At 42.5% G+C, this 13,421-nt stretch carries 13 protein-coding genes; all 13 read left to right on the top strand.

All coding sequences use genetic code 11. The features are described 5' to 3' along the window. Positions 1-3: 3 nt before the first annotated feature. The 13 genes from nuoK (at position 4) to mreB (ending at position 13,420) form a co-directional block, all read left to right on the top strand. The gene (nuoK, locus tag BrL25_RS08835) at positions 4-315 is read left to right on the top strand and encodes an NADH-quinone oxidoreductase subunit NuoK (RefSeq protein ID WP_003334264.1); all 312 of its coding nucleotides are present in this window, start codon (positions 4-6) and stop codon (positions 313-315) included. Between the two features lie 24 nt (positions 316-339). Continuing rightward, on the top strand, positions 340-2,256 hold the full coding sequence (nuoL, locus tag BrL25_RS08830; protein WP_018669753.1) for an NADH-quinone oxidoreductase subunit L: 1,917 nt from the start codon (positions 340-342) through the stop codon (positions 2,254-2,256). Further along, a complete protein-coding gene (locus BrL25_RS08825) occupies positions 2,246-3,799 on the top strand; it encodes a complex I subunit 4 family protein (RefSeq protein ID WP_018669754.1) in 1,554 nt (517 codons plus the stop codon). The genes nuoL and BrL25_RS08825 overlap by 11 nt, the downstream gene beginning before the upstream one ends. Positions 3,800-3,802: 3 nt before the next feature. Then, entirely contained in the window at positions 3,803-5,323 is a 1,521-nt protein-coding gene (gene nuoN, locus BrL25_RS08820; protein ID WP_018669755.1) for an NADH-quinone oxidoreductase subunit NuoN, read from the top strand. Between the two features lie 291 nt (positions 5,324-5,614). Beyond that, positions 5,615-5,854: a DUF1146 family protein gene (locus BrL25_RS08815; RefSeq protein ID WP_003342326.1), complete on the top strand. Its 240-nt coding sequence runs from the start codon at positions 5,615-5,617 to the stop codon at positions 5,852-5,854. A 75-nt stretch (positions 5,855-5,929) separates the two neighbouring features. After that, a complete protein-coding gene (locus BrL25_RS08810) occupies positions 5,930-6,679 on the top strand; it encodes a YwmB family TATA-box binding protein (protein WP_018669756.1) in 750 nt (249 codons plus the stop codon). A gap of 20 nt (positions 6,680-6,699) precedes the next feature. Then, entirely contained in the window at positions 6,700-8,034 is a 1,335-nt protein-coding gene (gene murA, locus BrL25_RS08805) for a UDP-N-acetylglucosamine 1-carboxyvinyltransferase (protein ID WP_018669757.1), read from the top strand. Positions 8,035-8,191: 157 nt separating this feature from the next. Further along, positions 8,192-8,692: an Lrp/AsnC family transcriptional regulator gene (locus BrL25_RS08800; protein WP_026314985.1), complete on the top strand. Its 501-nt coding sequence runs from the start codon at positions 8,192-8,194 to the stop codon at positions 8,690-8,692. After that, a complete protein-coding gene (locus BrL25_RS08795; RefSeq protein ID WP_018669759.1) occupies positions 8,689-9,864 on the top strand; it encodes an aminotransferase in 1,176 nt (391 codons plus the stop codon). Before BrL25_RS08800 ends, BrL25_RS08795 begins: the two co-directional genes overlap by 4 nt. Positions 9,865-9,964: 100 nt before the next feature. After that, entirely contained in the window at positions 9,965-10,963 is a 999-nt protein-coding gene (gene spoIID, locus BrL25_RS08790) for a stage II sporulation protein D (protein WP_018669760.1), read from the top strand. Between the two features lie 86 nt (positions 10,964-11,049). Beyond that, positions 11,050-11,769, top strand: coding sequence for a M23 family metallopeptidase (locus BrL25_RS08785; protein ID WP_018669761.1), 720 nt, complete (start codon positions 11,050-11,052; stop codon positions 11,767-11,769). A gap of 263 nt (positions 11,770-12,032) precedes the next feature. Continuing rightward, positions 12,033-12,317 (top strand): sporulation transcriptional regulator SpoIIID, encoded by a 285-nt coding sequence (gene spoIIID, locus BrL25_RS08780; RefSeq protein WP_003334276.1) that lies wholly within the window; start codon positions 12,033-12,035, stop codon positions 12,315-12,317. 95 nt (positions 12,318-12,412) lie between these two features. Further along, a complete protein-coding gene (mreB, locus tag BrL25_RS08775) occupies positions 12,413-13,420 on the top strand; it encodes a rod shape-determining protein (protein WP_018669762.1) in 1,008 nt (335 codons plus the stop codon). Position 13,421 lies beyond the last annotated feature (1 nt).

The following is a 13,421-nucleotide window of genomic DNA, read 5'->3' as shown; positions in this document are numbered from 1 at the left end:
CAGATGGATATTCATATCTCTTCTTATTTGCTTGTTGCCCTCATTTTATTTTGTGTTGGGCTGTTCGGAGCATTGACCAAACGAAATGCCATTATCGTCTTGCTCTCCATTGAACTTATGCTGAATGCTGTAAATATTAATTTAGTAGCATTCTCTAAATATGGTTTGCATGCGGCTGTTACTGGTCAAATCTTCACTCTGTTTACCATGACGGTAGCTGCGGCAGAGGTAGCTGTTGGGATTGCAGTATTGATCGCTCTTTATCGTAATCGTGATACGGTGAACGTTGATGAGATGGATAAATTAAAAGATTAACCAGGAAAAAGGATAGGTGAAAATATGGATACAAGTATGCAGTACGCTTGGCTCGTACCGCTTTTTCCTCTGATCGCTTTTGCCATCATCCTCTCGTTCGGACGGCAATTAAAAGAGGGAGCGGGATACATAAGCATTTTATTGACGGCGGCATCTCTGGTGTTGGCTTGTATCACGTTCATGGCTCGTTTTCAAGAAGGGGCACAGGATTACGTACTCAGCATTAAATGGCTCCAAGTAGGTGATTATGTCATTCCTGTAGGCTTTGAAGTAAATCAATTAAACGCCATGATGCTGGTGATCGTTTCAATCGTGAGTTTGTTAGTACAGATTTATTCGCGTGGATATATGCAAGGAGACCAGCGCTTCCCCGTGTTTTATCAATATTTAGCGCTATTTACCTTCTCGATGCTTGGCTTGGTTATCTCACCAAACCTCTTACAATTATACATTTTTTGGGAATTGGTGGGTGTCTGTTCCTTCTTATTGGTGGGGTACTATTACTTTAAACCAGAGGCTAAGGCAGCGGCGAAAAAAGCTTTTATTGTTACACGAATTGGTGATGTTGGATTATTCATTGCCATTTGCCTGCTGTTTTGGCAGACGGGACGCTTTGAATTTGATGATATATTTACCGCTATTCAGGGTGGTAAAGTAGAACCGTTTATCATTACCTTAGCTGCTATTCTTATTTTTGTAGGAGCAGCAGGGAAATCAGGTCAATTTCCGTTACATACTTGGTTACCTGATGCAATGGAAGGGCCAACGCCTGTGTCTGCTTTGATTCACGCAGCAACAATGGTAGCCGCTGGGGTGTATCTGGTTGCGACGACATTTCCGTTATTTATTGAGTCGCCTATCGCTTTAGACGTAGTGGCATATGTTGGTGGATTTACAGCTATTTTTGCTGCTTCTATCGGTCTAACGCAACGTGATATTAAACGTGTTCTTGCCTACTCTACAGTCAGTCAGCTTGGTTTTATGATGATGGCATTGGGAGTAGCGGGGGCTGCGGGTTATGTGGCAGGAACCTTTCATTTGATGACGCATGCTTTTTTTAAAGCGTTATTATTCCTTGCCGCAGGTAGCGTGATACATGCGGCACATACCCAAGATGTGTTTAAAATGGGTGGTTTATCGAAACGCATGCCAGTTACATCGGTTGTTTTTCTGATCGGGTGTCTCGCTATAGCTGGAATACCGCCATTCTCCGGGTTCTGGTCAAAGGAAGAGATTCTCGGTGCGGTATATGCAGCCGGACGATATGACTTATTAGTAATTGCGATTGTAGCTGCATTTTTTACCGCCTTTTATATGTTCCGTCTGTATTTCCTTACGTTTAGAGGAACACCTGCTTCTGAAGGAGCTAAAAAAGCATATGAATCACCAAGCGTCATGACGATTCCTATGCTCTTATTGGCATTGTTAGCAATTGGTGCTGGTTTTATTAATCTTCCGAATGCTCCTGTGCTAGGAGAATGGTTGATGAGTGGCTCTGTTGGTCAGTTTATTATCGATAAATATGGAGAAGAAGCTGGGCATGGTGCTTTATGGCTACAGATTGTAGCTGTAATTATTTCGTTGTTTGGAATAGGACTCGCTTATCTGATATATGGCAAAAAAAATCTGCCAAACGATATTATATCCGAACAACTGCCGTGGCTGTATCAGCTTTCGTACCGTAAATTTTACATGGATGAGATCTATACATTTGTATTTATTCGTCCGCTCAAAGGCATTGGCCTTGCTTTTAACTGGCTGGATTACTACATCATTGATGGCCTGGTTAGAAGTATTGGTGGATTGACCAACATGGTTGGAAGGTTATTAAGCCGCTTACAGTCTGGTCAGATGCAGACCTACGGCTTTGTAGTCTTGCTGGGGCTCGTTGTTCTAATGGTCAGTCTTACGGCGTTAGGGGGTGTTCCTTTTGTTAAATAGCTATCTGTTATCGCTCCTGACGTTCTCGCCTCTTCTGGCTCTCTTGATCTTATTGTTCGTTCCGAAGCAACAGGTTAGCACTGTCAAGCAAATTGGAGTACTAGGAACGTTGGTGCCGTTGATTCTAGCATTAATGATGTTTGGCGCCTTTGACTATCAACAGAGGGGCAATCAATTTGAGGAACATGCGACATGGATTCAAATACCTGCTTCCATAACAGCAGATCAACAGCTGTATAATTTGCATATTGATTATGAAATGGGCGTAGATGGTATTTCCATGCCTTTGATCCTGATGACAGCTATCATTGGGACACTAGCGGCTGTAGCATCGTGGGGGATTAAAAAGAGAGCGAAAGAGTACTTTGTGTTCTTTCATCTATTATTGATTGGAATGTTTGGGGTTTTTGCTGCTCAGAACTTGCTCTTGTTCTTCTTGTTCTTTGAGATAACTCTGGTAGCTATGTACTTCCTAATTGGGATTTGGGGTTATACAGATCGAGAAAAAGCGGCAAATCGTTTTCTCTTATATAACGGAATTGGCTCGGCACTAATGTTGGTCGGATTTATCACGTTGTTTTTTGTGAGTGCAATTGTGACACAAGAACCAACTATGAGTATACCCGTGCTGACAGAGGCACTAACTTCACCAAACAATGCATTTATTGAACATGTCCCAGAGACATTCCGTTGGGGACTGTTCCTGGTACTATTTATAGCTTTTGGAATTAAGCTTCCGATCTTCCCTTTCCATACTTGGATGTTAAGAGTCCATGTTCAAGCTCCACCGGCTATCGTCATGATTCACTCTGGTATCCTCTTAAAAATGGGAGCCTACGGGTTGTTACGCATGGGGATTGGATTTTTTCCCGAAACGGTTCAATATTTTGCTACAGGAATGGCAATTCTCGGTTTAGTTAATATTTTGTACGGAGCAGCGCTTGCCTTTGTTCAAAAAGATCTCAAAATGGTTTTAGCCTACTCCAGTATTAGCCATATGGGTGTTATCTTGTTAGGCTTTGCTTCTATGAATCAGTTTGGTTTTCAAGGAGCTTTATTCCAAGTGATATCACATGGCTTTATTTCAGCGCTAATGTTCTTCTTAGTGGGAATCATTTGGGATCGCACAGGTACTTCTCAACTAGATCAGCTAGGTGGATTAGCTAAATCAATGCCTTTTGTAAGTGGTGTCTTCCTAGCTGCGGGAATGGCTTCCTTGGGATTGCCGGGGATGTCAGGCTTTATCAGCGAGTTTTTTGCCTTCCTTGGCTTATTTGCGAGTCAACCAGTGTTAGCGGCGATTGGTACCTTAGGTATTATATTTACTGCGGTCTATGTGTTGCGTGCCGTGATGGCCATAACGTATGGTCCAACAAAAGAAAAGCATCTGGATTTGGCCGATGCACAGCCGATGGAGGTAATTCCGATTGTTGTATTGCTAGGATTTATCATCTTGATTGGTGTTTATCCAGCGATGTTAAGCAATCCCTTACAAGAAACGCTTAAAAACATTGTCATCCATGTGACGGGAATAGGAGGGTAAACGATGGACGTAAAAGATATTTTTTCTTATAACTGGAGTTATCTCCTGCCGGAGTTTACGATTCTTGGTTTTGCCACTGTCCTGTCCCTTGTTGACTTGATTGCAGGTAAGCGTTTGAATCGGACTATCATGGGTTGGCTATCACTACTAGGCGTTCTTATAGCTGGCTACTTCATTGTATCTAATGTGACTTCGCTACAAGAACCTGTCGTTTATATGGCAGATATGATGCGGGTAGATCATTTTGGCAGTGCGTTTAAACTGATATTGTTAGCTGGGGTCGCGTTTGCTTTACTAATGTCGATCAGCTATATAAAGAAAACAGATGAGGTTGTTCATTTTGGAGAGTTCTACTATTTAATGCTAATGGGACTAGTTGGCTGTATGGTGATGGCTTCTTCAGCTGATTTAATCACGTTATTCGTAGGACTAGAGCTACTTTCTTTGGCTTCGTATATCATGGTGGGTATGCGGAAGAAACGGATGGATAGCAACGAATCTGCCTTTAAGTACGTAGTGGCAGGGGGAATTTCTACCGCTGTTACGCTGTTTGGAATGTCTTATCTATACGGATTTAGCGGTACAACGAATCTGTACGAAATGACCCAACGTTTGTCAGAAGCGTACCAAAGTGGATTCGGTCCGATGATTTTGATCGGCTTTGTCTTTCTCGTGGCAGGTCTGACGTTTAAAATCTCAGCGGTACCTAATCATATGTGGGCACCTGACGTGTATCAGGGAGCCGCTACCCCAGTTACTGCTTTTTTGGCAGTTGTTTCTAAGGGAGCTGGTTTTGCGCTCCTCATCCGCGTGATGATTTTAAGTTTTGCTGGGTTATTTAATCAAGAAACCAATCAAAGTGTCTTTAGTGGGATGCTATGGGTTTTATCAATTGTAGCTGGTTTGTCTATGATTGTCGGAAATACGCTGGCGCTACGACAAAAAAATGTGAAGCGCCTCATGGCTTACTCCGGTATCGCCCAAGCAGGTTACTTACTAGTACCACTGGTTATTTTGCATCAGACCTTCTTTTTTGAACAAATCATCTTCTATCTAGTTGCTTACCTGCTGATGGCATTTGGTGCTTTTGCACTGATTATGGTGGTGACAGAGGATAGAAAGACACAGGATATCAAGGCGTTTGCAGGGTTGTACCATCGTTCTCCACTGGCGGCATTAGCTATGACGCTCTTCTTGCTTTCGTTAGCAGGCATTCCTATCTCCGCTGGCTTCTTTGGTAAGTTTTATATTTTCCTAAGCGCGATTGGAAGCGGTAGCTTCTGGCTGGCAGGAATCATGCTCGCTACCAGTGTCGTTTCTTATTATTACTACTTTGGAATCATTCGACAGATGTATATGAGAGCCGGAGAGACGGAGGCGGCGTTGCGATTGCCAATAGGAGTAACAATCATTGTAGTGCTGGCGGCGCTCGGAACCTTTGTCTTCGGACTTGTACCAGAGGTTCTCATCCAGTATATCCATACCCACTTTAATCCAATGTTTAATTTGGGTGATATGCTGTAAGCAAGCAATACAGGACCCTACGGTAAAGATAAGAAATAGAAAAAACAAAGAGGATGGCCAACGGCTGTCCTCTTTTTAGTAGGAGAAGCGTATATGTGTCTATATACTTCTAATCGATTAGAGTCTTAGCAATCGTTAACTTTTTTAATACCTGTAAAGTTTCTAACATCTCTATGATATCTAGCGCCTTTTCCTTTCAATGCCAACAGGTCTATGGTAAAGTAGTAAAAGAATTCACGCAGGGAAACGTTACAAAAATGGAAAATGAGTTTATAGAAAGAAGTGAGAGTTTTGTTGCTCGGTTCAAATGGACTTTACTCCTTGATGATGATTCTTATTTCTGTCATCTGTATAGGCATTAGCTGGTGGGCTATACAAGCTTTTCGCTTTGATCTATTTGTAAAACGTGCAGATAGTGCCCAAACCAAGCTATTACAAATCTTGCTTTCCATTGTTATCGGACATGGAGTGGCACGTTTTTTCATGGACTATTTAGGTTATTCTCTGTTACTGAATCAATTGTTTCAGTAGATTGGTATAACCCTCCAATTTTACGTACACAATGACTATTAAGATATAGAAAAAGTGTACGGGGAGAGGGAAAGAATGAAAAAGCACATATTTATGGCCTATGTTGTCATGTCGCTTATTGGTCTACTTGTTGTAAGTGGATTCTCTTATTGGTCACAATCAACCAAAGCATCTGTGGCAATGCAGTTAATAGAAGCTGCGGAAGCCACTGAGGCTTCAATAACCGACATTGAGCATCGGACCAGTTTACGGCTTGCATCTCTTAGCAATGCTAAAGAGTTTCTTTCTCTCGGTCATGAATGGAGCGGTATTCTGGGGATACCTTCTGCACGAGCAGTAACCGCAGAAGGAAAACAGCTCATCTATCAAACCGAAGGAAAAGTGGGACAAACCAAGCTTCAAATTCGCTTGATAGGAGTACCTGAGCCCCATAACATCAGCATATATTTGGTGATCTCGTTGGAAGGGAAGCGGATTCATGCGCAAGATATTGAGAGAGCGTATGAAAAAGTTGTGGATAAGACCAATAGTAGGGGTCTGATTCCGCAATTTAGCACTTGTATTCGCGGAATATACAATGATACACTGAGTGATGGTTGGCAGGAGGCTAGAATTAATAAGGTTTTTGCCCTCCTCCAAGCACAAGAAGTTGAGCGATTACAGGATGAATCTGTGACTAGTATTTCGGGCTATACCACACAATGGAAGCCGTATATAATAACCAACGATCAAAAAATGAATGTGCAAGTAGCGACACATGTAGATTCGTTGAACCAATTGACTAGGATCACGTTAGGGACACCTATCATCACAGCGGAATACTAAGCACGCGGAGGGGTATAACATTGGAAAAAATTATTGTCCGCGGTGGTAAGGCATTAGCAGGAAACGTAAAGGTTTCTGGTGCGAAGAATGCGGTTCTACCGATTATTGCTGCATCTATTTTGGCAGAAGAAGGAATATCTATCATTCATGACGTTCCTGGATTGGATGATGTCCATACAATTTGTGAATTGCTTAAAACCCTGCAAATTGACATTACATATCAAAATGAAATGTTAACCATTAATGCGACTGATTTAAAGGGTGTGGAAGCACCTTATGAATTGGTACGCAAAATGAGAGCATCATTCCTTGTAATGGGTCCTTTACTTGCCCGTAAAGGAAAAGCTCGTATTGCGTTGCCTGGTGGATGTGCGATTGGTACGCGTCCAATTGATCAGCACCTTAAAGGGTTTGAAGCGATGGGTGCTAAAATTGAGATTGGCCAAGGATTTATTGAAGCGAATGTTAATGGTCGCCTGCAAGGAGCAAAAATCTATCTGGATGTTGCGAGTGTAGGGGCTACTGAAAATATTATGATGGCTGCATGTTTGGCTGAAGGAACAACGATTATTGAAAATGCAGCGGAAGAGCCAGAGATTGTTGATTTGGCTAACTTCTTGAATAGCATGGGCGCTAAAATTCGTGGAGCTGGTACAGGTTCCATTCGGATTGAGGGCGTGGAGAGCATGAAGGGTTGCACCCATTGTGTAATTCCTGACCGCATTGAAGCAGGAACCTTCATGGTGGCAGCGGCTATTACAGGTGGAGACGTGTTTATTGAAGGGATTATTTCCGATCATGTCAAATCCGTAACTGCTAAGCTTCGTGAAATGGGCGTTACTGTAGATGAACAAGAAAACGGCATTCGAGTTACTCGCAAGGGTCCATTGAAAGCAGTAGACTTGAAAACATTACCGCATCCAGGGTTCCCAACTGATATGCAGTCACAAATGATGGCGTTACAGCTTGCTTCGGAAGGGACAAGCATTATTACGGAAACGGTATTTGAAAATCGTTTCATGCATGTCGAGGAATTTAGACGCATGAGTGCTAATATCAAAATTGAAGGTCGTAGTGCAATTGTCGAAGGTAATGTTGCACTCACTGGTGCTAAAGTGAGTGCAACTGATCTGCGTGCCGGTGCTGCGCTCATTTTGGCTGGACTTATTGCTGAAGGTGAGACAGAAGTAGGCGGATTGCACCATCTTGACCGGGGTTATGTGAACTTCACTGAAAAACTGCAACTGCTAGGTGCAAATGTAAAGCGTGTGAAAGTAGAAGAGCAAGTAGCACCAAGCTCTGAAAAAGTAACAGCTAAAGCTTTGAAAGTAAATTTATCTCCTAATTTTGCGTAACTAGTAAATTAGGCTGGATGACTAGTAGAAAATCCCTTGCCTTTTGGTGAGGGATTTTCTACATTTGCACTGGGATGAGTGCGAAACCCGTGGTAAGATGATGGATAAGAAAAAAACTGATAATAAATCAGCACATAATGGATGGGAGAAGAAGATCATGGAGACTGTGAAAAGCAAAAAACTGCTAATGCTCCTGGAAGAAAATTGCCGACTGAGCAATAAACAACTTGCGCTCTTATTGGATAGTACAGAAGCAGAGATTGAAGCAGAGATTAAACGTCTACAATCAGAGAAAATTATTGTGAAATATCCAGCGCTGATCAATTGGGATCGTGTAGAGGATAATCATAATGTAACAGCCATGATTGATGTTAAAGTAACGCCGATCCGCGAGGTTGGCTTTGAAAAGGTAGCGGAGCGCATCTCACGTTTTCCTGAAGTAAAGGCCGTGTACCTTATGTCGGGAGCGGGATATGATATTTCAGTAGTATTAGAAGGTAAAACAATGCATGAGGTTGCTAACTTTGTTACAAAAAAATTAGCTGTTTTAGATAACGTCGTATCGACAGCGACTCACTTTATTTTGAAACGTTACAAGCACGATGGTACCATTTTAGAAGATTATGATGATGATCGCAGAATGGTGGTAACGCCATGAGTAAGGTGTCCAATAAAAGCCGTTTGTCAGCCATCGTAGATGAACTCAAACCTTCTGGCATTCGCCGCTTTTTTGATTTGGCAGCTTCTATGGAAGGTGTTATTTCGCTAGGGGTGGGAGAGCCTGACTTCGTGACGCCTTGGCGCATTCGTGAAGCGTCTATCTCTTCTTTGGAATGCGGTTATACAGCTTATACCTCCAATGCAGGACTCATGGATTTGCGAAAAGAGATTCAGCGTTACACAGAGGAGCTAATCGGTGTCTCCTACGAACCTGCCAAAGAAATCATGGTGACGGTGGGAGCGAGTGAAGCGATTGATATTGCGCTACGAGCTATCATTAATCCAGGTGATGAGGTGCTAATTGTTGAGCCATGCTATGTTTCCTATGAACCTGTGATTCGTTTAGCTGGTGGAGTACCAGTCTTTTTACACACGTATGCAGAAAACCAATTTAAACTCACACCACAGGAACTAGAAGCCAAAATCACCGAGAAAACTCGCGCGATTATTTTTTGTTATCCGAACAATCCGACTGGTAGCATTATGAGCTTGGAAGAATGGAAGGAATTAGAGCCAATTTTAACCAAGCATGACTTACTTGTACTCTCTGATGAAATCTATGCCGAGCTAACCTTTGACCAAAAGCATGAGAGTATTGTGAGCTTGCCTGGCATGAAGGAACGGACGATTTTAATTTCTGGATTCTCTAAATCTTTTGCTATGACAGGCTGGCGCCTAGGATATGTATGTGCACCGGAAGATTTGTTGCAGGGTATGCTAAAAATCCATCAATACACGATGCTTTGCGCACCGATTACTGGACAGATGGGGGCCCTAGAAGCATTGCGTGGTGGGCGTGACGATGTAGATCGTATGGTGGAGAGCTATTCTCAACGCCGTAATTTTGTTGTGCAAAGCTTCTCTGAAATGGGACTTTCATGCCATAGACCAGCTGGAGCTTTTTATGCCTTCCCATCTATCGCTTCTACTGGATTAGCATCCGCTGAATTTGCAGAGCGTTTGCTTATGGAAGAGAAAGTAGCAGTTGTACCAGGTGACGTATTTGGTTCAAGTGGAGAGGGATATATCCGTTGCTCATACGCTACATCCTTTGAACAATTACAGAAAGCACTAGAACGTATGAGTCGTTTCGTAGAGCGTCTCTCTTAACTTGTTTATCTAATCTTGTAAATCGTTCTATCCTCTTGCCTTCATTCATAGACTAGTACAGCAGCAGGTTGTCTAGTTGAAAAGGCAGGGGGATTTTTTTATGAGACGTTACTTTCTTTTTCTGGTCTTCACCCTACCAACTCTCCTTGTTTTTGTACCAGCAGCTCTAGTCATGTATTACACGCCTGATCCGGTAGTTACCCCTGTTGTGATGGTCGAACAGCAGGGCGAACCTTATTCGGACAACCAGCCTCAGATTAATGTCTTTCGTAGCAAATTAAATCAGATAGAAAAAATGCCGCTAGAGACGTATATCGAAGGTGTGGTTGCGGCGGAAATGCCAGCTGAATTTGAGCTAGAAGCATTGAAAGCCCAGGCAATGGCGGCTCGAACCTATATTGTTCGAAGATTGGCGGAGGGTGAGTTTAAAGACGTACCTAAGGGGGCACATGTACTTGATACTGTTAAGCACCAGGCCTTTTTGGGAGAAGCTGAGCGAAAGAAAATATGGGGAAAGCAGTATGAGTGGAAGCAGAATCGTATTCATCAAGCTGTGAAAGGTACTCTTGGCAAAGTATTAACCTATGAGGGTAAGCCAATTGAAGCTACCTTTTTTTCAACCAGCAACGGGTTTACTGAGAATGCAGAGGATTACTGGTCATCCCGCATCCCCTATTTGCGGAGTGTAGCTAGTCCTTGGGATATTGATTCTCCTAGGTATGAACAAAACGTACAGATTCCAATTGAACAATTCCAACAAAAGCTAGGTGTGATGATTGTGGCAACGGCTTCTGATGGCAATTGGTATTCCGTTGAGGAGCGAACAGTCGGTAACCGTATTGGACGTATTAAAGTGGGAGAAAAAGAGTTTAGTGGTAAAGAGATAAGAGAAAAACTACGTTTATCCTCTAGTTCATTTTCTATGAAAATAAAACAAGGAAATGTGGTGATCACCACAAAAGGCTACGGTCATGGAGTAGGCATGAGTCAATGGGGGGCACACGGTATGGCTAAAGCTGGTAAATCAGCAGAGCAGATCGTTAAATATTACTACAAAGGAATCGCCTTGCAGGATTATCAGAATGTTGTGAAAGTGTAAGGTGTGAGAAAATTTTTTTAGTTTTCCCTTGTTTCTCAGGTTTATACGTCAAAAAACTGGCGATACTGAGGGATGAGGTGATCAAAATGGAAGATAAAAGAAATCAAAAACAACCTGTTTCTATGAAAAAGTCAACATGGAGAAGTGTTTTAGGAAAAAAATGGGCATTCCCAGCTATCTACATCGGGACAGCAGCAATCATCCTAGCATTCGTGATGTGGTATCAAGGAAGCTTACTTAATCAAGCAACCAAGACTCCACAACAAACTGACAACGTGACAGTAGTAAATGGTGAAAACAAGCCAGCTACTGTTCATGAGAAAGAGGAAGCTGTTGCGGTAAACAACACGACTCCAACTCTTGCGTGGCCTGTAGCAAAAGAGGTAATGTATGAGATTGGCATGGGCTTCTTTAATGAAGAAGCAAACGCTGATGAACAAGCTAATTCATTAGTCAAATTTAACGATTCTTTCGTACCGCATACAGGGATTGATTTAATCTCTACGAATGGTAAGGCATTTGATGTAGCAGCTGCTGGTGACGGGAAAGTTGTGAAAGTTTACAATGATCAATTGGTAGGCAATTTAGTGGAAATCGAGCATGCCAATAAGCTGGTAAGTGTATATCAGAGCTTGGAGAAAGTTACCGTGAAGGAAAATGATGAAGTCAAGCAAGGTCAGATCATCGGTGTAGCAGGGCGTAACGTATTCGAGAAGGATGCGAAAGCACATCTACACTTTGAAGTCCGGATGGATGGAAGCTCTGTTGATCCACACAAGTTTTTAAAAGAAGCACAACCGCAATAAAAGGATTAATGATAAGTGACAACCATCGCATAACCTCAGGAAAAAAGGGTTGGGAGAAATCTCAGCTCTTTTTTTATAGATGTGTCTCCTGCTGTGTAAAAGAAGCCAAACCCTAGGTGTGGCGCGGATAAAAGCCTAGTGAGTGTACAACCCTCCAAAAAAAGATGGGTACTTGTTAGCTTGTCATATGAGGATATGTAGAATATGTGTCCCCCTCAACCCATATATTGTATCAGACAATTTGATGCTGGGAGGCGAGGGGCGTGCACGATTACATCAAAGAGCGAACCATTAAAATAGGTAGATATATTGTGGAAACGCGCAATACGGTTCGCATGATCGCCAAGGAGTTTGGAGTGTCCAAAAGTACGGTACACAAGGATTTGACAGAAAGGCTGCCAGAGATCAATCCCGAACTGGCTAACCAGGTAAAAGAGATTTTAGAATATCATAAAGCGATTCGTCATTTACGTGGCGGAGAGGCTACTAAAATCAAGTATAAGCGTAAGAATAAAAAGGCTCGCAGGGAGCAGGAAGAGAGCGTGTAAGAAATATTTCATCTAATGAAGGTTTTCCTTGTACATTTCCAAAATAATTCCTATAGTATTAGGTAGCAGGTTAGTAAGTACAGGGAGGCCCTTTCATGTTGAGTAAAGATATTGGAATCGACTTAGGAACTGCCAATGTGTTAATTTATGTAAAAGGCAGAGGTATTGTTTTAGATGAACCGTCCGTAGTAGCAATAGATGATCATACAAAAAAAGTGTTAGCTGTAGGGAATGAAGCACATCGTATGGTGGGCCGTACACCGGGAAACATTATTGCGATTCGTCCTTTGCGTGATGGGGTTATAGCTGATTTCGAGATTACAGAAGCGATGTTAAAACACTTTATGGCTAAAATCGGAGCAAAAAGCTTTTTCGCGCGTCCTCGTATTCTTATCTGTTGCCCAACCAATATTACATCTGTTGAGCAAAAAGCAATCCGTGAGGCTGCTGAGCGAAGTGGAGGGGCACGTGAAGTGTTCATTGAAGAAGAGCCAAAGGTTGCAGCTATCGGAGCTGGAATGGATATTTACCAACCATCGGGTAATATGGTAGTTGATATAGGCGGTGGAACCACGGATGTTGCGGTTCTATCCATGGGAGATATCGTCACCGCCTCATCGATCAAAGTAGCTGGTGATAAATTCGATCTAGCCATTATGAGGTACATAAAGAGTAAATATAAAATGTTAATCGGAGAACGGACGGCTGAAGATATCAAAGTACAGATCGGAACAGTCTATGGTTCACGCCAGGATGAAATGGACATCCGCGGACGTGATATGGTAAGTGGCTTGCCGCAAACCATCACGATTCGTTCGCAGGAGGTACAGACTTCCCTGGCTGAATCAGTCAGTCAGATTGTACAAGCTTCAAAAAATGTTTTAGAACGAACACCTCCAGAGCTTTCTGCCGATATTATTGATAAGGGAGTTTTCTTGACCGGTGGAGGCGCACTCCTGCACGGTCTAGATCAAATGTTGATGGACGAGCTGAAAGTACCTGTATTGGTAGCAGAAGAACCAATGAACTGCGTAGCCAAAGGAACAGGCTTGATGCTTGATTACCTTGATAAGCTTCCTAGTCGTAAAAAGTTTTTTGGATAAG

The organism is Brevibacillus laterosporus DSM 25 (assembly GCF_002706795.1).
GTDB lineage: Bacteria > Bacillota > Bacilli > Brevibacillales > Brevibacillaceae > Brevibacillus_B > Brevibacillus_B laterosporus.
The sequence above is the reverse complement of the archived record's forward strand: the minus strand, read 5'-3'. Positions and strand labels throughout refer to the sequence as shown.

What these genes read in the sequence shown, in the direction of transcription:
- nuoK (WP_003334264.1), top strand. Translation starts at nt 4, where the DNA reads ATGGATATTCATATCTCTTCTTATTTGCTTGTTGCCCTCATTTTATTT.
- nuoL (WP_018669753.1), top strand. Translation starts at nt 340, where the DNA reads ATGGATACAAGTATGCAGTACGCTTGGCTCGTACCGCTTTTTCCTCTG.
- nuoN (WP_018669755.1), top strand. Translation starts at nt 3,803, where the DNA reads ATGGACGTAAAAGATATTTTTTCTTATAACTGGAGTTATCTCCTGCCG.
- BrL25_RS08810 (WP_018669756.1), top strand. Translation starts at nt 5,930, where the DNA reads ATGAAAAAGCACATATTTATGGCCTATGTTGTCATGTCGCTTATTGGT.
- BrL25_RS08800 (WP_026314985.1), top strand. Translation starts at nt 8,192, where the DNA reads ATGGAGACTGTGAAAAGCAAAAAACTGCTAATGCTCCTGGAAGAAAAT.
- BrL25_RS08795 (WP_018669759.1), top strand. Translation starts at nt 8,689, where the DNA reads ATGAGTAAGGTGTCCAATAAAAGCCGTTTGTCAGCCATCGTAGATGAA.
- spoIID (WP_018669760.1), top strand. Translation starts at nt 9,965, where the DNA reads ATGAGACGTTACTTTCTTTTTCTGGTCTTCACCCTACCAACTCTCCTT.
- BrL25_RS08785 (WP_018669761.1), top strand. Translation starts at nt 11,050, where the DNA reads ATGGAAGATAAAAGAAATCAAAAACAACCTGTTTCTATGAAAAAGTCA.
- mreB (WP_018669762.1), top strand. Translation starts at nt 12,413, where the DNA reads ATGTTGAGTAAAGATATTGGAATCGACTTAGGAACTGCCAATGTGTTA.